This window comes from Rathayibacter sp. VKM Ac-2805 (genome assembly GCF_009834265.1).
Lineage (GTDB): Bacteria > Actinomycetota > Actinomycetes > Actinomycetales > Microbacteriaceae > Rathayibacter.
Map to the genome: position 1 here is coordinate 1,158,052 of NZ_CP047185.1, position 19,130 is coordinate 1,177,181.

The window sequence follows — 19,130 nt, forward strand, 5'->3', positions numbered from 1 at the left end:
GCGCCCGCGCCGCCCGGATGTCCGCGGAGGCGGCCGGACCGGATGCGAGGATGGCGGGGTGACCGCGCATCCCCGGCTCGACGAGCTCATCCGCACCGTCCACGTCCTCCGCGCCCCGGGCGGCTGCCCGTGGGACGCCGAGCAGACCCACGAGTCGCTCGTGCGCTACCTGATCGAGGAGTCGCACGAGCTCGTCGACGCCATCGAGGCGGGGGACCGGGCCGACCTGATCGAGGAGCTCGGCGACGTCCTCTACCAGGTGCTCTTCCACGCCGACCTGGCGGCCGAGAGCGCCGAGCCCTTCACCATCGAGGACGTCGCGGCGCACATGAACGCCAAGATGATCGGCCGCCACCCGCACGTGTTCGGCGACGCCACGGCCGAGACGGCCGACGACGTCATCGCGGTGTGGGACGAGCTCAAGCGCACCGAGAAGCCGCACCGCACGAGCGTGCTCGACGGGATCCCGCAGGGCATGCCGGCTCTCGCGCTCGCCGACAAGGTGATCGGCAAGGCGACCTCGCTGGGCGTCGTGGACGCCGGCCAGGGCCCGCTTCCCATCGAGTCGGAGGAGGACCTCGGCCCGCTGCTGCTGGCCATCGTCGCCTCCGCCCGCGCCCAGGGGCTCGACGCCGAGCGTGCGCTCCGCACCGCGACGCGCGACCTGCAGGACGAGATCCGCGCGGTGGAGCAGGAGCGGCGCGCGGACTGAGGCGTCCGCCGGCCCGCCCCGGCCGATCTGGGAGAATCGCCGTCATGGCCTCCCCGATCACCCCGCCCCGCGGCATGCGCGACTTCCTCCCCGCCGACAAGGCGAAGCGCGAGCACGCGCTCGGCGTCATCCGCCGCGTGTACGCCTCCCACGGGTTCGACGAGATCGAGACGCCCGTGGTCGAGGACTTCGACCGCCTCCACTCCGGGCTCGGCGGCGACAACGAGAAGCTCGCCTTCAGCGTCCTGCGCCGCGGGCTCACCCGCGACGACCTGGCGGCGGTCGACGACGCGTCCGCCCTCGCCGACCTCGGCCTGCGCTTCGACCTCACGGTGCCTCTCGCCCGCTTCTACGCCTCGCACCGCGCCGAGCTGCCGGCCGTCTTCCGCTCGGTGCAGATCGCGCCGGTGTGGCGCGCCGAGCGCCCGCAGAAGGGGCGGTACCGCCAGTTCGTGCAGTGCGACATCGACATCATCGGCGAGCCCGGGCAGCTGGCCGAGGTCGAGCTCATCACGGCGACCGCGGCGGCGCTCGACGCCCTGGGCCTCGAGGACTGCACCATCCGGATCAACGACCGCCGCATCCTCACCGGAATCCTCGAGCACTGCGGCTTCGCCCCCGAGCGCTTCGGCCCGGCGCTGATCTCGATCGACAAGCTCGACAAGATCGGTGCCGCCGGGGTCGTCGCCGAGCTCGAGGCCGACGGGCCCGACGCGGCCGCGGTCCTCGGGGGCTACCTCGCGCGGATCGAGGAGGCGGTCGCCGCCGGGGGAGTGGCGCTCGAGCAGTCCGCGATCCTCGACGTGCTGCCCGAGGGCATCGACCCGGAGGCGGTGCTCGCGCTCGAGACCCTGGCCCGGTCGCTGCGCTCGCTGCCCGCCGGCGTCTCGCTCCGCTTCGACCCGACGCTCGTGCGGGGCATGGGCTACTACACAGGCACGATCTTCGAGATCGCGCACCCGTCCTCGGGCTCCTCGGTCGGCGGAGGCGGGCGGTACGACGGGATGATCGGCCGCTTCCTCGGTCAGGACGTGCCGGCCTGCGGCTTCTCGATCGGCTTCGAGCGGATCGTCGAGCTGATCGGCGGTGCCGTCGTCGAGCGTCCCGACGCCGTCGTCCTCGTCCACGAGCGCGACGCGGCGCCCGAGCTGCTGCTCGCGCTCAAGCAGGAGCTGATCGTCCGGGGCTCGCGCGTGCGCCTCGAGCGCCGGGCGAAGAACCTCGCCCCGCTGCTGAACCGCGCGGTCGCCGCGGGCTTCACGCGCTTCGCGCTCGTTCCGCGGGACGCCGCCTCCGCCGCCGACCTCTCCTTCAAGGACCTCGGCTGATCCGCGCCGGCGGCGCCGGGTGAGCGACGCCGGCCGCCTGCGCTGAGCCGCGCCCGTGGGAGGGGCCGGGGCCGTCCTGTGAGGCCTGAACAGGGTCTCAGATGATCCGTCAGGGGATCATGCCGATCTGGTCGGATCCTTGTCGGATCCGTGAGAGCCTTAATACCCGCGAAATCTGCGGACACACCCGAGAAATCTCCCCCGGATAGCGTCGAGGCACCCGATCGGCGCGGCTTGGCGCGCCTGCACGGGCACCCCGTCGCGACCCCGCGCACCGCACCGCAGCAGCCCTGACGATCCCCACCCGAGGAGTCCCCTTGACCCTGTCGCCCCTCCGCTCCCTCCCGGCCTTCGACCGCCGCAGCCTCCTCCGCCTGGCGGGTGTCGCCGGCCTCGCGATCGGCGGCGCCTCCGTCCTCGCCTCCTGCGCCTCCGACTCCTCCGGTGCGTCCGCCGCGGACGGCGGCGACCTCGGCACCCTCAAGGTCCAGCTCTCCTGGATCAAGAACGAGGAGTTCGCGGGCGAGTTCTTCGCCGACTCGAAGGGCTACTTCACCGAGGCCGGCCTCGCGGGAGTGACGCTCACCCCCGGCCCCTCGACGGGCGTGGCCGAGCTCCTCTCGGGCAGCGCGGACGTCGCGCTCAGCGACGCCGTCTCGATCGGCACCGCGATCGCCCAGCAGGAGGCCCCGCTCAAGATCATCGGCGCGACCTACCAGAAGAACCCCTTCACGGTCCTCTCGATCAAGACCGCCGGCAACATCGCCACTCCGGCCGACCTCGCCGGGAAGAAGATCGGCGTCCAGGCCTCGAACACCTCCCTGTTCCAGGCGCTGCTCGCCGCGAACGGCCTCTCCGAGTCCGACCTCACGGTCGTCCCCGTCGAGTACGACCCCTCCGTGCTCGTCAACGGCACCGTCGACGGCTTCATCGCCTACCTGACGAACGAGGCCATCACGGTCGCGGCCGAGGGCTACGAGGTCGTCAACCTGCCCTTCGCCGACAACGGCCTCCCCTTCGTCGCCGAGACCTTCTCGGTGTCGGAGCAGGCGATCGCTGAGAAGCGCGACGCTCTGAAGGCGTTCCTCGTCGCCGAGATCAAGGGCTGGACCGACGCCGTCAACGACCCGGAGGGGGGCGCGATGCTCGCCGTCGAGAACTACGGCAAGGACCTCGGCCTCAACGAGGAGTCCTCCAAGAAGGGCGCCACCATCCAGGCCGAGGAGCTGGTCGTCTCGGACGAGACGGTCTCGAACGGCCTCTTCACCATCTCCGAGACGCTGCAGTCCGAGACCATCGCGTCCCTCGCGGGCGCCGGGATCGACGTCACGGCCGAGGACCTCTTCGATCTGACCCTCCTGGACGAGGTCTACGAGGAGAACCCCGAGCTGATGAAGTACGCGGCCTGATCCTGATCCACGAAGGGCACCACTCGTGACCGACACGACCGACGCCGGCACCCTGCGCGACCAGGGTGCCGGCGGCACCGGCATCCAGATCCACGGCCTGTCGAAGACGTTCCGGATGGGCTCGCGCAGCGTCGCGGCGCTGCAGGACACCGACCTCCACACCGACCAGGGCAGCTTCCTCGCCCTGCTCGGCCCGTCGGGGTGCGGCAAGTCGACCATCCTGCGCATCCTCGCGGGGCTGGAGGAGCCGACGTCCGGCTCCATCCGGGTCGACGGCCGCACTCCCCAGGAGCTGCGCCGCGACAACAAGCTCGGCATCGCCTTCCAGGACCACGCGCTCCTGCCGTGGCGCAGCGTCATGGCGAACATCCGCCTGCCGTTCGAGATCGCGGGCAAGAGCGTCGACCAGTCCTACATCGACGAGCTGATCGACCTCGTCGGCCTCCGCGGCTTCGAGAAGGCCAAGCCGGCCCAGCTCTCGGGCGGCATGCGCCAGCGCGTGTCGATCGCGCGGTGCCTGATCCTCAAGCCCGAGGTCCTGCTGCTCGACGAGCCGTTCGGCGCCCTCGACGACATGACGCGGCAGAAGCTCAACCTCGAGCTGCTGCGGATCTGGACCGAGAAGCCCGCCACGACGCTCCTCGTCACGCACGGCATCTCGGAGGCGATCTTCCTCTCGGACCGCGTCGCGGTGATGAGCCCGCGCCCGGGACGGGTGAAGGAGATCATCGACATCGACCTCCCCCGCCCGCGCACCCCCGAGATGCAGCGCACCCCCGAGTTCCACGCCTACGTCGACCAGGCCTCCGAGCTGCTGTTCGGCGACGGCGGCGCGGCCGCGGACGACCGCGTCTAGGAGGCACCGTGGCCACCACGCTCCCCGCGGCCCCGCGCCGCGCCCTGTCCCTGCCTCCGTGGCTCACCGGGCTGATCGGCGTCGCCGCGATCGTCGCCGTCTGGTGGATCGTGGCGCTCGTCACCGCGCCCACCGGCGCCGCGACCTACGCGCCCGTCCCCACTCCCGTGCAGGTCGTGCAGACCGCGATGGAGGACGGCGCCGGCTTCTACTGGCGCAACTTCTCCGTCACGATCGGCGAGGCGGCCGTCGGCTACTTCTGGGGCAACCTCCTCGCGCTGGTGCTCTCGGCGCTCGTGCTGGTCCTGCCCTGGCTGGAGGGGGTCGTCTCGCAGCTCGCGGTCATCACCTACTGCGTGCCGATCGTCGCCATCGGAGCGATCGTGCTGCTGATCCTCGGTGGTGCGGACGCTCCCGGGAAGGCGAGCGCGACGGCGATCTTCCTGGCCGGCCTCTCGGTGTTCTTCACCACGGTCGTCGGCAGCCTCCTCGGGCTGAAGGCGGCCGACAAGGCGGCGCTCGACGTCGTCACGGTCTACGGGGGCTCGCGCTTCACCCAGCTGCGCAAGGTGCGTCTGATCGCGGCGCTGCCCAACATCCTGTCGGCGCTGCAGATCGCGGTGCCCGCGGCCTTCCTCGGCGCGATCCTCGGCGAGTACTTCGGCAAGATCGAGACGGGCGTGGGCCCGATCCTGGTCGCGGCGCAGGTCTCGCTGAACTCGCCCCGCGTCTGGGCGCTCTTCCTCCTCTGCGCGGGCGTCGCGCTCCTCGGCTACGGCATCGTCGGACTGATCGGGCGCCTCATCGCGCCCTGGTCCTCCGGAAAGCGGGCATGACCATGACGACCACCGTCCCCGACCGCACGGAGCAGTCCACGGCCACGTCGATCCTCGCGGTCGACGAGCTGCGGCGCCAGCTGCGCACGGCCGCCCTCGGCGCGACTCTCAAGAGCCTGCGCAAGAGCCTGCTCGTCGCCCTGTCGACGATCGTGATCGTGCTGGCGATCTGGATCGGCGTGGTCCTCTTCAGCGGAGTCTCGCCCTACGTGGTCAAGGGCCCGTGGGACGTCTGGCAGCACCTGGTGACCGATGCGAAGGCCGCGGAGCACCGCGCCGAGCTGGGCGGCCTCTTCGCCGTGACCATGGGCGACGCACTGATCGGCTTCGCGGCCGGCCTGGTCGTGGCGATCCTCGGCGCGATCCTGTTCCGCTTGTCGAAGGGCATCGAGCACGCGCTGATGCCGTTCGCGATGCTGCTGCGCTCGGTGCCGCTGATCGCGATGGCGCCGCTGATCATCCTGGTCTTCGGGACCGGCTCGATCGCCTCGGTCGCGGTCATCGGCGGGATCGTCGTCCTGTTCCCCGCGCTGGTGACGATCGCCTTCGGCCTCAACAACGCCTCCCCGCAGATGCTCGACGTGGTCGCGGTCTACGGCGGCAGCACTCTCACCGCGATCCGCAAGGTGGCCATCCCCGGCTCGCTGCCCTCGCTCTTCGCCGCGATCCGCATCTCGGTGCCCGGAGCGATCACGGGCGCGCTGCTCGCCGAGTGGCTCTCCACCGGTGCGGGCATCGGCGGGGCGATCAACGCCTGGTCCGCCCAGGCCCGATTCGCGGACGTCTGGTCGGCGGTCGTGCTCGTGACCGGCGTCTCGCTCGTGCTCTACATGCTCGTGCAGGTGCTCGAGACCTTCGTCCTCTCCCGGATGTCCCTCTCCCTCACCTGACCCCGTCCCTTCCCCCTTCCGCGGGACGCCACTCGAGTGCGGCTCGCCCGGTGGGTCGCATACCCCGGTGGTGTCTCGCGAGAAGGGGGAGGGAAGGGGGAGCGGAGCGACGGGGCCGGGTCAGACGGTGACGATCGCGTCGACGCGGTGGCCGGCCAGCACCTCGCGGCCGCCGAGCCCGTCGAGCTCCATGACCACCGCGATCCCCTCGAGGCTCCACCCTGCGCGCTCGATCAGGCGGCGGCTCGCGTCGAGCGTGCCCCCGGTCGCCAGCACGTCGTCGACCAGCAGCAGCCGCGAGCCGCGGGGCGCCGCGTCCTCGTGCACCTCCAGCATCGTCTCGCCGTACTCGAGGGTCGCCTGCTCGCGCAGCACGGCCCGCGGGAGCTTGCCGGGCTTGCGGACGGTGACGACGCCGAGACCGGCCGAGTAGGCGGCTGCTGCGGCGAGCAGGAAGCCGCGCGCCTCCACGCCCGCGATCGCGTCGATCCGGCCGCGGTAGGGCTCGATCAGCGCGTCGGCCACCGCCCGCAGGGCCTCGCCGTCGCCGAAGACCGGCGTGAGATCGCGGAACAGGATGCCCGGGCTCGGGAAGTCCGGGACGACGGCGGTGAGACGGTCGACGTGGTCGGCGGCGGTCGTGGTCACGGGGAACCTCCGGGTCGGCGGGTGCGCCCGGGCCGTCCGGCGATCGGGCCCTGGGAGTCTACGACCGGCCGCGGTCTCCTGCGCTTCGGAGGCGGTCAGTAGACTCCTTCCCGACCGCTCCCGTCTCCGGGAGCCCACCCGTCAAGAGGAGATAGTTGTGGCCCTTATCGAGGCAGTCGTCGCCCGAGAAATTCTGGACTCCCGTGGCAACCCCACGGTCGAGGTCGAGGTCCTGCTCGAGGACGGCGCGTCCTCGCGAGCGGCCGTCCCGTCCGGCGCCTCCACCGGCGCGTTCGAGGCGTACGAGCTCCGCGACGGCGACTCCGACCGCTACCTCGGCAAGGGCGTGCAGAAGGCCGTCGACGCCGTCATCGACGAGATCGGGCCGGCCATCGAGGGCTTCGACGCCACCGACCAGCGCCTCGTCGACGCCGAGCTGATCGAGCTCGACGGCACCGAGAACAAGTCCCGCCTGGGCGCGAACGCGATCCTCGGCGTCAGCCTCGCCGTGGCCAAGGCCGCCGCGCAGTCGTCGGACCTCGACCTGTTCCGCTACGTCGGCGGCCCGAACGCGCACACCCTGCCCGTGCCGCTGATGAACATCATCAACGGAGGCGCGCACGCCGACACCGGCGTCGACATCCAGGAGTTCATGGCCGTCCCGCTGGGCGCCGAGTCCTTCTCCGAGGGCCTGCGCTGGGGCGTCGAGATCTACCACGCGCTCAAGGCGCAGCTGAAGAAGGCCGGCTTCGCCACCGGCCTCGGCGACGAGGGCGGCTTCGCCCCCGACCTGCCCACCAACCGCGAGGCGCTCGACTTCATCCTCAAGGCCGTCGAGGCCGCCGGCTTCACCCCCGGCAAGGACATCGGGCTCGCGCTCGACGTCGCCTCCTCGGAGTTCTACGAGGACGGCGCCTACACGTTCGAGGGCAAGAAGCTCTCGGCCGAGGAGCTCTCCTCCTACTACGCCGACCTCGTCGCCAACTACCCGCTGGTCTCGATCGAGGACCCGCTGGACGAGGACGACTGGGCCGGCTGGACCCACCTCACCGCGGCCATCGGCGACAAGGTGCAGCTCGTCGGAGACGACCTGTACGTCACCAACCCGGTGCGCCTCGCCCGCGGCATCGCCGAGAAGGCCGGCAACTCGATCCTGGTCAAGGTGAACCAGATCGGCACGCTCACCGAGACGCTCGACGCCGTGGCCCTGGCCCAGCGCAACGGCATGACCGCGATCCTCTCGCACCGCTCCGGCGAGACCGAGGACACCACCATCGCCGACCTCGCGGTCGCGGTGGACGGCGGCCAGATCAAGACCGGCGCCCCGGCCCGCTCGGACCGCGTCGCGAAGTACAACCAGCTGCTGCGCATCGAGGAGATCCTGGGAGGTGCGGCGACCTACGCGGGTCGCTCCGCCTTCCCGCGCTTCTCCGCGTAGTCTCGGCACGCCGGACCGGCCCCGGAGCCCAGCACCTCGGTGCGGGCGCCGGGGCCGCTCCACTTCCCCCGCCGCGATCGAGGAGGCACCCGCCCATGGCCCGTCCGCCCCGCCGCCCCTCCGCTCCCGGGAGCGCACCCCGCCGGCCCGCGCCCGCCCCGGTGCCCGAGAGGCCCGCGCGACCGGCCGCCGGCACGACGTCCGCCGGGAAGAAGCGAGGAGCCTCCGGCTCCCGCACGCCCTCCGCGCCCCGTGCCGCGTCCGCCCCGCGCACCCCCCGCCCGAAGCAGCCGCCCGCTCCGCCCTCGTCCGCGTGGATCGCCGGCGTCCGCGGCTCGGGCTTCACGCTGCTGGTGATGGGGATCATGATCCTCGCGGTGGTCGTGCTCGCCCCGAGCATCAAGAACTTCGTCGAGCAGCGCGCCGAGATCGCCGAGCTGCAGCGCTCGGTCGACGCGGCCAAGACCCAGGCGCAGAACCTCGACGAGCAGCGCACCCGCTGGTCCGACCCGGCGTTCATCCGCGCGCAGGCCCGCGAGCGGCTGTACTTCGTGATGCCCGGCGAGGTGAGCTACCTCGTGCTCGACGACGTGACGCTCGCCCAGCAGGCGCAGCAGCCCGCGAGCGACACGGTGCAGGAGACCCCGAGCGACTGGGCCGGATCCCTGCTGTCCTCGATCGCGGTCTCGGGCCTCGGCGAGCCGACCGCCGATGAGCTGACACCGACTCCGTAGCTCCCGCCCGACCCCGTCGCTCCCGCCCGGCCCCGCGTACACTGGAGCGTCCTCCCGGCCGTCCGTCCTCTGGAGCCCCCGTGACCACGCCCCCCTTCGATCCGCCGTCCGAGCGCGACATCGCGGTCGTCTCCGCCCAGCTGGGCCGTCCCGCCCGGGACGTCGTCGGGATCAGCGCCCGCTGCGTCTGCGGCGACCCGACGGTGGTCTCCACGAGCCCCCGCCTGTCCGACGGCACGCCGTTCCCCACCTTCTACTACCTGACCCACCCCGCCGCGACGGCCGCGATCTCGCAGCTCGAGGCCACCCAGGTCATGGTCGAGTACAACGCGATGCTCGCCGAGGACGAGGAGCTGCGCGAGGCGTACGCCGCTGCGCACCGGGCGTTCCTGGCCGACCGCGAGAGCGTCGGCTCCGTCCCCGAGATCGCGGGCATCTCCTCCGGGGGCATGCCCTCGCGGGTGAAGTGCCTCCACGCCCTCGCCGCGCACGCCCTCGCGGCGGGCCCCGGCGTCAATCCGATCGGCGATCTGGCCCTGGCCCGCGCCGACTGGTCTCCCGAGCGCTGCGCCTGCAGGCCGCTCGACGCGTAGCCGCTCCTACCGGAGCCACGGAGGCGCCACCACCGGCGCGCTCTTCGCTAAGCTGATTCCCAGTCGGGGTCAGTGCTGCCCACCGCATCGAGAGCGGGCACTTCGCATTGCGTGAGGGTGTTCGCATTGTCCATCCCTCTTGGAGAGTCAACCGTGCCCAGAATCCTGATCGTCGGAGGCGGCTACGCCGGCTTCTACACCGCGTGGAAGCTCGAGAAGCAGCTCCGCCCGCACGAGGCAGAGGTCACGATCGTCGACCCGCTGCCCTACATGGCGTACCTGCCCTTCCTCCCCGAGGTCGCCGCGGGGTCGATCGAGCCGCGCCACGCGATCGTCTCGCTCCGCCGCCACCTCAAGAAGACCGCGATCCTCGCCGCCAAGGTGACGAAGATCGACCACGCGAACCGCACCGCGACGATCACCCCGACCGTGGGCGAGCCCTACGAGTTCGAGTACGACCAGATCGTCGTCACCGCCGGCTCCGTCTCGCGCACCTTCCCGATCCCGGGCGTCGCCGACAACGCGATCGGCCTGAAGACGATCGAGGAGGCGACCGCGATCCGCGACCGCATGCTCACGAACTTCGACAAGGCCGCGTCGCTCCCCGCCGGCCCCGAGCGCTCGCGCCTGCTGACCGTCACGGTCGTCGGCGGCGGGTTCGCGGGCATCGAGGTCTTCGCCGAGCTGCGTTCCTTCGCGAGCGCGCTGCTCAAGCGCTACCCCGAGATCGACTTCGAGGAGACGCAGTTCCACCTCATCGAGGCGATGGGCCGGATCATGCCCGAGGTCGCCCTCGAGACGAGCCACTGGGTGCTGAAGAACCTCGACCAGCGCGGCGCCACCGTGCACCTCGACACGCAGCTCAAGTCGGCCGAGAACGGCGTCATCCAGCTGTCGACGGGCGAGAGCTTCGAGTCGGACCTGATCATCTGGACCGCGGGCGTCATGGCGAACCCGTCGATCAAGAACTCCGACCTGCCCATCGAGGAGCGCGGCCGCTTGCGCGTGCGCGCCGACCTCCGCGTCGGCCACGACGACGTGCTCGTCGAGGGCGCCTGGGGCGCCGGCGACGCGACGGCCGTCCCCGACCTCACCGGCGGCGGCGTCGGCGGCTTCTGCGTGCCGAACGCCCAGCACGCCGTCCGCCAGGGCAAGCTCATGGCCAAGAACATCACCGCGGTGCTCCGCGGCGAGGAGCCGGTCGACTACGTGCACAAGAACCTCGGCGCGGTCGCGGGCCTGGGCATCGGCATCGGCGTGTTCCAGTCCGGCAAGATCGCCGTGAAGGGCTTCCCCGCCTGGGTGATGCACCGCGGCTACCACGGTCTCGCCATGCCCTCGTGGGAGCGCAAGTTCCGCGTGGTCTGGGGCTGGTGGAACAACCTCTGGCTCGGCCGCGACATCGCCTCGATCGAGGCCCGCGAGTACCCCCGCGGCTCCTTCGAGACCTACGCGTCGCGTCCGCGTCCGGCGGCCCCGGCCGCCGAGGCTCCGGCCGCGCAGGCCCCGGCGCAGATCCCCGGCCAGGCCGGTGCTCCGGTCCCGGTCGGCGGCGAGCCCGCCAAGTCCTGACACCGCCGCCGGGAGGGTCGTTCCTCCCGGTGGTCGCCCCCATAGCCCAATCGGCAGAGGCAGACGACTTAAAATCGTCTCAGTCTGGGTTCGAGTCCCAGTGGGGGCACTCCGTCCGACGCGCCGCTCTCTAGGCGGCGCGGGCGTGCGCGCTGCGTCGAGCGGGCTCGAGCAGCCCGGCCTCGAGGGCCTGGGTGATCTCGCCCGGGGTGCAGTCGGCGCAGAGCACGACGAGCTCCTCCTCGGTGTCGCGGCCGCCGGAGCGGTCGAGGACGACGGCGTCGGTTCCGCAGAGTGCGCATTCGATCATGCGGGTACCGTACGTCCGACCTCCGACATGCGCGCGGCAGTGCCCCGGCGCGTCTCGCCCGGATCCCACAGGGCGCCGGGTGCGCTTCCGGACCGGTCGTCCTTCCGGCCGGAGGAGCCCGGTGTTCGGGAATCGGACGAGGATCCCGCGCGCCCGCGCCGCCTCGCCTAGAGTCGTCACCGGGCGGTTCCGAGCCCGGGCGCCCGCGTCCGGATGCGAGCCGCCCGGTCCACGGCGGGCGCCGGAACGGTCCCGCTTCTCGTGCCCGCGGGCACCGTCATGCACCGCCCGGCGACGGGCGGCCGGGAGGCCCCCATGGGGAAGCTGCTCTACGGAGCCTCGGGAGTCGAGATCGAGTTCGACGACCGCACGCTCACGCACGTCCAGATCGTCATCGCCAACAAGCTGCGCCGCCGAGAGAGCTTCTTCTTCTCCTGGCGGGACGACCCGGCGGTCGGCGACGGCCGGTCGAGCATCTGGCTCGACCCCTCCGTGCCCCTCTACTTCAAGTACTTCGGCGGTCGGGTCCCCTCGATCAACCGCACCTGGATCGACCTGCTGACCGTCTCGGCGAACTCGTCCGGCGGGCTGCAGCTCGTGCAGGAGCCGGACGCCGCCCCCACCCCGCCGCCGAAGGGCGAGCAGGGCGCCTGACCCCCACCCGCCACGCCCCGGAGAAGAGCCCCATGCAGCGCGACGTCTCGGCCCACCTGACCCTCGACGTCGCGGCTCCGGCCGCCCTCGTCCTCTCGATCGCGGTGGCCGACGCGTATGGGGCGGAGGAGTCGCTGACGCTCACCGTCGACGGCCGCCCGCTCGCCGCTCGCGAGGTGATCGACCAGCACGGCACCCGGCTGCACGTGCTCGACGCGCCGGTCGGGCACCTCGTCGTGGACTACTCCGCGCGCGTCCTGGGACGCCTCGATCCGCTCGAGGGCGACGAGGTGGACCGGCTGCGGTACCTGCGGCCGAGCCGCTACGCCGAGTCGGACGTGCTGTGGGCGACGGCCCGGGCCGAGTTCGCCGGCCTCGCCGGGGCGGACCTCCTGCACGCGGTGAGCTCCTGGGTCGGCACGCGGCTGGCGTACGTCCCCGGCTCGAGCTTTCCGACGGACGGGGCCGAGCGGACGCTGCTCGCCCGCCGCGGCGTCTGCCGCGACTTCGCGCACCTCGTCGTCGCCCTCCTCCGTGCGCTGGACGTGCCCGCTCGACTGGCGGCCGTGTACGCCCCGGGACTGCAGCCGATGGACTTCCACGCGGTCGCGGAGGCCTGGATCGAGGGGGAGTGGCGGGCGGTCGACGCGACGACGCTCGCGCCGCGGTCGAGCCTCGTGCGGATCGCGACGGGACGCGACGCGGCCGACACCGCGTTCCTCGGCGTCTACGGCGGCATCGCGACGCTGCGCGAGCTGACCGTCGGCGCCGTGGCCGACGTGCTGCCGGGCGACGACCTCGACCGGCCCGTCTCGATCGGCTGAGCGGGCTCCGAGCCCGGCTACTCCGACTCGACGAAGCGCCGCCAGGCCCAGATCGACGTGCACACCGCGCTGAAGGCGACGACGGCGAAGAGCACCGGACCCGCTCCGCCGTCGGTCGACCAGGACGCGATGGTCGGGGTGAGCAGCACGAACAGCACGGTCGTCGCGAGGAGCGTGAGCCCGAGCCAGAGCAGCGGGGACCAGCGCAGGATGCTGCGGCCGGCGGGGCGCCCGACCGGGAACAGCAGCACCACGCTCGAGCCGACCGAGATCAGCGTGGTCGCGCTGAGCACCTCCGCGGCGAGCACGGAGCCGAACGAGCCGTCGGGCGGGACCACGGCGGAGGCGCCCCAGGCGAGTCCGGCGAGACCCAGCAGCGAGACGACGCGGACGGTGGAGAGCTTCGCGCGGTCGACGGCGGATGCGCCCTCGGGGAGGACGAGGCCGATCACCACGCCGAAGAGGAGCGCCGGGTCCAGTCCCGCGAAGCGCGAGACGAGAGCGGCCGCCGCGACCAGGAGCAGCGCGCGCGGAGCGGCGACGACGCCGATCCCGCTGACGCCGATCCGTCGGCCGACCAGCGCGGGGACGGCGGCGGCGACCGCGTTGACCACGGCGACGGCCACGATGACGGCGATCAGCAGGCGCAGGTAGGCGGGCTGGCCGTCGACGCGTCCCGAGAGCAGGACGAGGCCGGCTGCGCAGCCGATCATCCCGACGACCATCAGGCGCGGCGAGGCGGGACCGGTGTCCGGCTTGTCGTCGTACTCGACGGCGGCGCGGTTGCGGCCCGTGAGGTGCCAGCTGCGCTCGGCGCGGGGCGCCCGCCCGGCCGCGGCGAGGCGGGCCGGCACGACGACCAGGGCGAGCGAGAGCAGAGCGAGGGCGAGGGAGCGCATCCAGTCGGCCATCGAGACGACCGGCGATCCGGCGGACAGCGCGGTGGTCATCCCGGTCGCCGAGCTCCAGCCGCCCGGCTCGGATCCGGCGTCGGGGGCGGGCTGCGGCGGCGCGTCACCGAGGTCCTGGTCGGGAGCCGGGACCGGTGCTGCCGTGGGCTCGGCGGTCGGCTCGTCCTCGGGCGTGGGCGCGGCCTCCCCGGGGCGGACGGGTGACGGGGACGCGGTCGGCGCCGCGCTGCTCGGAGCGGGAGACGCGGCGGCCCCGGGCGCGCTGGGCGCGGCTCCGGGGGCGGCCGGCGTCGTCGCGCTGGGCGTGCCGGTGGGAGCGGTCGTCGCCGCCGCGAAGGTCACGTCGATCCAGGGGCTCGGCGGGCTGTAGTTGCCGGCGCTGTCGCCGGCGATGGCGGAGACCCGGTGCGCGCCCGCCGTGATCGTGCCGCCGGTGCAGCTCCAGGCGCCTCCGCTGACCGCCGCGTCGCAGGTGTTGACCCGGTCCACGTACACGTATGCGCGAGTGCCGTCCACGCCCGTCCCGGAGTAGGACGCGCCGCTGAGCGGCAGGGCGGCGCCGTTCGACGGCGAGGTGAGGGCGGGGGCGGCAGGAGCAGCGGTGTCGACCACGAGGGTCACCGGCGCGCTGGCCGGCGAGGCGGCGCTGCCGGCGAAGGAGGCGGTCTGCGTCGCGGTGACGCGGTAGCTGCCCGGCGCCGGAGTGGGGGCGAGCTGGCAGAACCATGCGCCGCCGGAGTCGGCGGTGGCCAGGCACGCGGCGCCGCCGTTCGAAACCGCGGCGACGCTCGCGCCGGGGTAGGCCGTGCCGCGGACCGAGCCCGCGGAGGTCGCCGAGCCGTCGACCGACTCGATGACGGGGGCGCTGAGGACGGCGATCGGGACGGCGGCCGAGGTGGTCCCGCCGCCGGCGAGGAGCTCCACCGCGACCAGGGTCGCCGGCCCGTCGTCGAGGGAGACGGCGCAGCTCCAGCCGCCGTCGGGGCCCGCGGTGGTGATGCAGAGGGGGTCGCCGCCGCCGCGGAGCCCGATCTGCACCTGGTCCCCGGCCGTCGCCGTGCCGGTGACCGTCGTCGCTCCCGTGCTGAGGACCGCGCCGGAGGAGGGAGCGATGATCGCGAGAGCGGCGGCCTGCGCGGCCGGCGCGGCCAGCCCGGAGACGGAGGCGACGGCCGCGAGGAGCACCAGCAGCAGGGCGGCCGTGCGCCGCGGGGATCGGCGGAGTCGGGGCACCGGCACGACCGGTGAACCCCCCGGTACTGCCACGTCGACGCCCGATTTCACGATGCGTCCATTGCACGGGGGCAGGGGGGAGCTGTCAAGCGCGCCGCACCACTGTTCCCGGATGTACACCATCCGGAGGAGGTGTCTCAGCCGGTCGGGGGAGTCGGGGAGATCCGGGAGAGCGCTTCCGCGAGAATATACCCGTCGATCAGATCCGGAGGACAGTGGAATGCGCGAAGACGAGGCCCGCGGGCGCGATCGGCGGGAGGTGCGCGTCGAGGCCGCGCGCTTCGACGATCCGCGCGAGCTGGGCGCACTCCTGCCGCCGGGGCTGCGCATCGGACTGGCGCAGAGCGCCTTCCAGACGGAGGGCTCCCTCGAGACGGGCGGCCGGGGCCGGTCGGTGTGGGACGACTTCGCGCTGCGACGGGGGACGATCGCCGAGGAGGCCACTCCCGAGATCGCGACGGACTTCCTCCTGCGCTGGCGCGAGGACCTCGCGCTGCTGGTCGATCTCGGCGTCGACGAGCTCCGGCTCTCGGTCTCGTGGCCCCGGCTGCAGCCCGACGGCCGCGGGCCGATCGACCGCGGAGGGCTCGGCTTCTACGACCGCCTGCTCGACGGGCTCGCCGAGACGGGGATCCGGGTCGCGCTGACCCTGCACCACCGCGACACCCCGTCGGCGCTCAGCGGCGGCTGGATGAACCGCGACACCGCGTTCCGCTTCGGCGATCTCGCCTTCGAGCTCGGCGGGCGGTTCGGCGACCGGGTCGCCGACTGGATCACCCTCGACCAGCCGTCGACGGTGATGCTCGAGGGCTACGCGCTCGCGCGGCAGGCGCCGGGCGCCGGCCGGCTGTTCAGCGCCCTGCCGGCGCTGCACCACCAGCTCCTCGGGCACGGCGTGGCGCTGGAGGCGCTGCGGGCGGCGGAGGTGACCGGGAGGATCGGCCTCGTCGACGCGCTCGCGCCGGTCGAGCCCGCCTCCGACGACGACCGGGACCGCGCCTTCGCCTCCCTGGCGGACGTCCTGCGGAACCGCCTGGTGGCCGACGCCGTGCTGACCGGGTCCTACCCGGTCGGACCGGAGGAGCTGCCGCCGTTCCTCGGCGCCCTCGCGCAGGCGGATCCGGTCGACCTCGCGCGCATCTCGGCTCCGCTCGACTTCTACGCGGTCGCGCCGCTGCCGCCGCTGCGGATCGTGGCGGGCCGCGACCCGGCGCTGCCGACCGGGGTGGGCGCTCCTCCCGCGCTCCCCTTCCACACGGCGCCCTGGCCGGAGCTGGACCGCACGGGCGACGGCTCGCCGGTCGCACCCTGGGCGGTGGTCTCGGTGCTGCGGTCCCTCGTGGAGCGCTACGGCGACGCCCTGCCGCCGCTGGTGGTGACCGCGCTCGGCGCGAGCTACCCCGACGAGCCCGATCGCGAGGGTGCGATCGTCGACACGGAGCGGATCCGCTGGCTCGGGGCGCACCTGGCCGCTCTCGCCGAGGCCGTCCACGACGGACTGCCGGTGGAGGCCGTGCAGCTCTGGACCCTGGTCGACGCGTTCGAGTGGCAGCACGGCTACAGCCGCCCGCACGGGCTCGTGGCCGTCGACACGCGCAGCCGGGACCGCGTGCCCAAGGCGTCGTTCGACTGGCTCCGGCGCGTCCTCGACGCCCGCTCCTGACGCGGGAGCGTGCGAGACTGCCGCCGTGCGCAGCCTCCTCGCCCTCGCCTCCGTCCTCCACGCCGACCCCGCCCCGGTGCTCGCCGCCCTCGCGGACGTCCTCGCCGCCGACGGCGCCTACGAGCGGCGGGGGAGCGGGCTCGAGCGCCGACTCCCCGTGCTCGGCGTCGAGCAGTGGCGGGTCCTGGCGGACGAGGAGGGGGCCCGGGTCGAGTGCGAGCTGATCGCCGCACCCGCCTCGTCGGCGCTCGCCGGGGTCGTCCTCCGGCGGCGGATCCGCGAGGCGCCGGACCGGTTCCGCGCGGTCGTGACCGCGGTCGCCGACGCGGTGGAGTGACGCTCCGGGGACGCCCGCGCGGGTCCGCTCCGCCGCCCGCTCTCCGCTCCGCCCGCCGCCCCGCCTCCACCCCGCGCCAGCGCCCCCCGAACGGGGAATGCGCGGGCGCTCGCCGCTGTTGTCTACCGATGACGGGACGGGGCTCGGCGCCCCGCCCACCGGACAGCTCGGAGGAGCCAGAGGCAGATGGCAGGAACAGGGATGAACAAGGGTCGAGGGGCGCGCGGAAGTGACGACGAGATCGTCTACCGCCGCCACGCGAACGGACGCGGCATGGTCGCTCCCGGATCGCGCGTCTCGGCGACCGCGTACGTGGAGACCGGCGCCTACGTGGAGCCCGGCGCGACCGTGGGCGAGCGCGCCTGGATCGGCGCGGGCAGCTGGGTCGACCGCGACGCCATGATCGGGCACAGCGCCTTCATCGGCGCGAACGTGCACGTCGGGCCCGAGGCGATCATCGGACCGGGGGCGCGGATCGGGAGCTACTCCCGCATCGGACGCTCGGCCGTGATCGCGACCGGCGCCCGCATCGACCGCGACACCGTGGTGCCCGACGGCGCCCGGAAGGGCATCGACGAGGCGAGCGAGAGCGGCCGCCGGGCGGCCTGACCCCCACGACCCTGTTCCGCCGGCTCCCCGGAGCGGCGGAATAGGGTCGTTCCATGTTCGAACTCCACCACCTCAGCGCCCAGGAGCAGTGGGACTGGCTGCAGCGCGGAGAGGTCACGCCTCTCGAGCTCGCCGATCACTACCTCGCCCGGATCGAGCGCTGGAACCGGGAGCTGGGCGCCTTCGCCACGGTGACCGCCGATCGGGCGCGGGAGCGGGCATCAGCGCTCGGCACCGGGCCCGGAACCGCTCCGCTCTGGGGCCTGCCGAGCGGCGACAAGGACCTCTGGCGGCGCGCGGGCGTGCGGACCGCATTCGGATCGCGGCTGCGCGAGCACCACGTGCCCACCGCCTCCGACGAGATCGTCGAGGTGCTCGATGCGGCGGGAGCGGTCAGCCTCGGCAAGACCGCGGCGCCCGAGTTCGGGATGCCCTCCTACACCGAGACGCTGATCGGCCCGCCCGCCGTCACGCCCTGGGACACCCGCCTCGGGGCCGGCGGATCCAGCGGAGGAGCGGCGGTCGCCGTCGCCGCGGGACTGCTGCCGTTCGCCCCCGCCTCGGACGGCGGCGGGTCCATCCGCATCCCCGCCGCAGCCTGCGGCCTGGTAGGACTGAAGCCCTCCCGCGGACGCGTCGCCGCGCTCTCCGGCATCGGCGGGGTCGGCGGCCTGACGGTCGCCGGGCCGATCACCCGCTCGGTCGCCGACGCGGGCCTCCTGCTCGAGGGCATGCTGGAGCGGACGAACGGCCGCCTCCCGCAGCGCTGGTCGCTCGGCGCGCCCGGCGACGGCGACGGCTCGTTCCTCGGCGCCGCGGTGCGCGGAGAGGGGCGCTTCCAGATCGGCGTGCTCACGGACTCGCCCTGGGACGAGGAGTACGAGATCGCTCTCGCTCCGGAGGCGCGCGCCGCGCTGGACGAGGGGATCGCCGCGCTGGCCGCCCTCGGCCACGGGCTCGAGGAGGCGTCGCTGCCCCCGAGCGCCCCGTACCCCGCCGCGTTCCGGACGCTGTGGCAGAGCGGCGCGGCGACCCTGCCCGTCGAGGGCGCGGACCTCGATCTGCTGGAGCCGCTGACCCGCTGGCTGGTGGAGGAGGGACGCCGGCGCTCCGCCCGCGAGATCGTCGAGGCGGCGTCCTGGCTCTCGGGCTACGAGCGCGCGGTGATCGCGGCGTTCTCCGGCGTCGACGCGGTCCTGACGCCGTCGCTGGCGATGACGCCGCGTCCCGTCGGCTGGTACGACCTCGAGGATCCCGAGCGCAATTTCGAGCAGCAGTGCCTCTACACGCCGTACACGTCCTTCGTGAACGTGAGCGGCCTCCCCGCGATCACTCTTCCGCTGAGTACCACGGAGGAGGGCCTGCCGATGGGAGTCCAGCTGATCGGGCGACCCGGCGGCGAGGCGACGCTGCTGGCGATCGGCGCACAGCTCGAGCGGCGGGCGCGCTGGCAGAGGCGGCACCCGCCGCAGTGGTGACGGGGGAGGCCGCAGTCGTGACGGGTCCGGGCGCGGCCGCACGGCGGATGGTCAGGGTACGGCTCTGGTCACTGAGGTAAGCCTTGCCTATACTC

General features: G+C 73.4%; 19 protein-coding genes and 1 tRNA gene. 17 read left to right on the forward strand and 3 right to left on the reverse strand.

The window, feature by feature from the left end; translation table 11 throughout:
- Positions 1-58: 58 nt before the first annotated feature.
- The 6 genes from GSU40_RS05335 (at position 59) to GSU40_RS05360 (ending at position 6,031) form a co-directional block, all read left to right on the forward strand.
- Complete coding sequence (locus tag GSU40_RS05335) at positions 59-712, forward strand: MazG family protein (protein WP_104222356.1); 654 nt, start codon at positions 59-61, stop codon at positions 710-712.
- A 44-nt stretch (positions 713-756) separates the two neighbouring features.
- Positions 757-2,040 (forward strand): histidine--tRNA ligase, encoded by a 1,284-nt coding sequence (hisS, locus tag GSU40_RS05340; protein WP_160033992.1) that lies wholly within the window; start codon positions 757-759, stop codon positions 2,038-2,040.
- Between the two features lie 317 nt (positions 2,041-2,357).
- Positions 2,358-3,449: an ABC transporter substrate-binding protein gene (locus GSU40_RS05345; RefSeq protein WP_244229605.1), complete on the forward strand. Its 1,092-nt coding sequence runs from the start codon at positions 2,358-2,360 to the stop codon at positions 3,447-3,449.
- A 115-nt stretch (positions 3,450-3,564) separates the two neighbouring features.
- A complete protein-coding gene (locus GSU40_RS05350) occupies positions 3,565-4,305 on the forward strand; it encodes an ABC transporter ATP-binding protein (RefSeq protein WP_104222373.1) in 741 nt (246 codons plus the stop codon).
- A gap of 8 nt (positions 4,306-4,313) precedes the next feature.
- Entirely contained in the window at positions 4,314-5,141 is an 828-nt protein-coding gene (locus GSU40_RS05355) for an ABC transporter permease subunit (protein ID WP_244229606.1), read from the forward strand.
- Complete coding sequence (locus GSU40_RS05360) at positions 5,138-6,031, forward strand: ABC transporter permease subunit (RefSeq protein ID WP_104222359.1); 894 nt, start codon at positions 5,138-5,140, stop codon at positions 6,029-6,031. The genes GSU40_RS05355 and GSU40_RS05360 overlap by 4 nt, the downstream gene beginning before the upstream one ends.
- A 120-nt stretch (positions 6,032-6,151) precedes the next feature.
- Here the strand turns inward: GSU40_RS05360 and GSU40_RS05365 are convergent, their stop codons facing one another.
- Entirely contained in the window at positions 6,152-6,679 is a 528-nt protein-coding gene (locus GSU40_RS05365) for an adenine phosphoribosyltransferase (protein WP_104274327.1), read from the reverse strand.
- 157 nt (positions 6,680-6,836) lie between these two features.
- Between GSU40_RS05365 and eno the strand changes: the two genes are divergently transcribed.
- The 5 genes from eno to GSU40_RS05390 all read left to right on the forward strand — a co-directional run bounded on the left by eno (position 6,837) and on the right by GSU40_RS05390 (position 11,125).
- The gene (gene eno, locus GSU40_RS05370) at positions 6,837-8,117 is read left to right on the forward strand and encodes a phosphopyruvate hydratase (protein ID WP_104222361.1); all 1,281 of its coding nucleotides are present in this window, start codon (positions 6,837-6,839) and stop codon (positions 8,115-8,117) included.
- A gap of 95 nt (positions 8,118-8,212) precedes the next feature.
- Positions 8,213-8,851, forward strand: coding sequence for a septum formation initiator family protein (locus GSU40_RS17055; RefSeq protein ID WP_244229607.1), 639 nt, complete (start codon positions 8,213-8,215; stop codon positions 8,849-8,851).
- An 80-nt stretch (positions 8,852-8,931) separates the two neighbouring features.
- Positions 8,932-9,444, forward strand: coding sequence for a DUF501 domain-containing protein (locus GSU40_RS05380; protein ID WP_104227430.1), 513 nt, complete (start codon positions 8,932-8,934; stop codon positions 9,442-9,444).
- A gap of 153 nt (positions 9,445-9,597) precedes the next feature.
- On the forward strand, positions 9,598-11,016 hold the full coding sequence (locus tag GSU40_RS05385) for an NAD(P)/FAD-dependent oxidoreductase (RefSeq protein ID WP_104225019.1): 1,419 nt from the start codon (positions 9,598-9,600) through the stop codon (positions 11,014-11,016).
- A gap of 35 nt (positions 11,017-11,051) precedes the next feature.
- Positions 11,052-11,125 (forward strand) — tRNA-Leu (locus tag GSU40_RS05390).
- Between the two features lie 21 nt (positions 11,126-11,146).
- On the opposite strand, the gene GSU40_RS05395 is transcribed toward GSU40_RS05390, so the two are convergent.
- Positions 11,147-11,326, reverse strand: coding sequence for a hypothetical protein (locus GSU40_RS05395; RefSeq protein ID WP_104225020.1), 180 nt, complete (start codon positions 11,324-11,326; stop codon positions 11,147-11,149).
- 315 nt (positions 11,327-11,641) lie between these two features.
- Here GSU40_RS05395 and GSU40_RS05400 point away from each other — a divergent pair, with 315 nt between their 5' ends.
- Both GSU40_RS05400 and GSU40_RS05405 read left to right on the forward strand, forming a co-directional pair.
- Positions 11,642-11,980, forward strand: coding sequence for an ATP-dependent DNA ligase (locus tag GSU40_RS05400; RefSeq protein ID WP_068211888.1), 339 nt, complete (start codon positions 11,642-11,644; stop codon positions 11,978-11,980).
- A 32-nt stretch (positions 11,981-12,012) separates the two neighbouring features.
- Entirely contained in the window at positions 12,013-12,804 is a 792-nt protein-coding gene (locus GSU40_RS05405) for a transglutaminase family protein (protein ID WP_160033994.1), read from the forward strand.
- A gap of 17 nt (positions 12,805-12,821) precedes the next feature.
- On the opposite strand, the gene GSU40_RS05410 is transcribed toward GSU40_RS05405, so the two are convergent.
- Positions 12,822-14,948, reverse strand: coding sequence for a hypothetical protein (locus tag GSU40_RS05410; RefSeq protein WP_160033996.1), 2,127 nt, complete (start codon positions 14,946-14,948; stop codon positions 12,822-12,824).
- Positions 14,949-15,168: 220 nt separating this feature from the next.
- On the opposite strand from GSU40_RS05410, the gene GSU40_RS05415 reads away from it, so the two are divergent.
- The 4 genes from GSU40_RS05415 to GSU40_RS05430 all read left to right on the forward strand — a co-directional run bounded on the left by GSU40_RS05415 (position 15,169) and on the right by GSU40_RS05430 (position 19,035).
- Positions 15,169-16,611 (forward strand): family 1 glycosylhydrolase, encoded by a 1,443-nt coding sequence (locus GSU40_RS05415; RefSeq protein WP_160033998.1) that lies wholly within the window; start codon positions 15,169-15,171, stop codon positions 16,609-16,611.
- A gap of 25 nt (positions 16,612-16,636) precedes the next feature.
- The gene (locus GSU40_RS05420) at positions 16,637-16,948 is read left to right on the forward strand and encodes a hypothetical protein (RefSeq protein ID WP_160034000.1); all 312 of its coding nucleotides are present in this window, start codon (positions 16,637-16,639) and stop codon (positions 16,946-16,948) included.
- Positions 16,949-17,149: 201 nt separating this feature from the next.
- On the forward strand, positions 17,150-17,557 hold the full coding sequence (locus GSU40_RS05425) for a transferase (RefSeq protein ID WP_104334124.1): 408 nt from the start codon (positions 17,150-17,152) through the stop codon (positions 17,555-17,557).
- 53 nt (positions 17,558-17,610) lie between these two features.
- On the forward strand, positions 17,611-19,035 hold the full coding sequence (locus GSU40_RS05430) for an amidase (protein ID WP_160034002.1): 1,425 nt from the start codon (positions 17,611-17,613) through the stop codon (positions 19,033-19,035).
- Positions 19,036-19,130 lie beyond the last annotated feature (95 nt).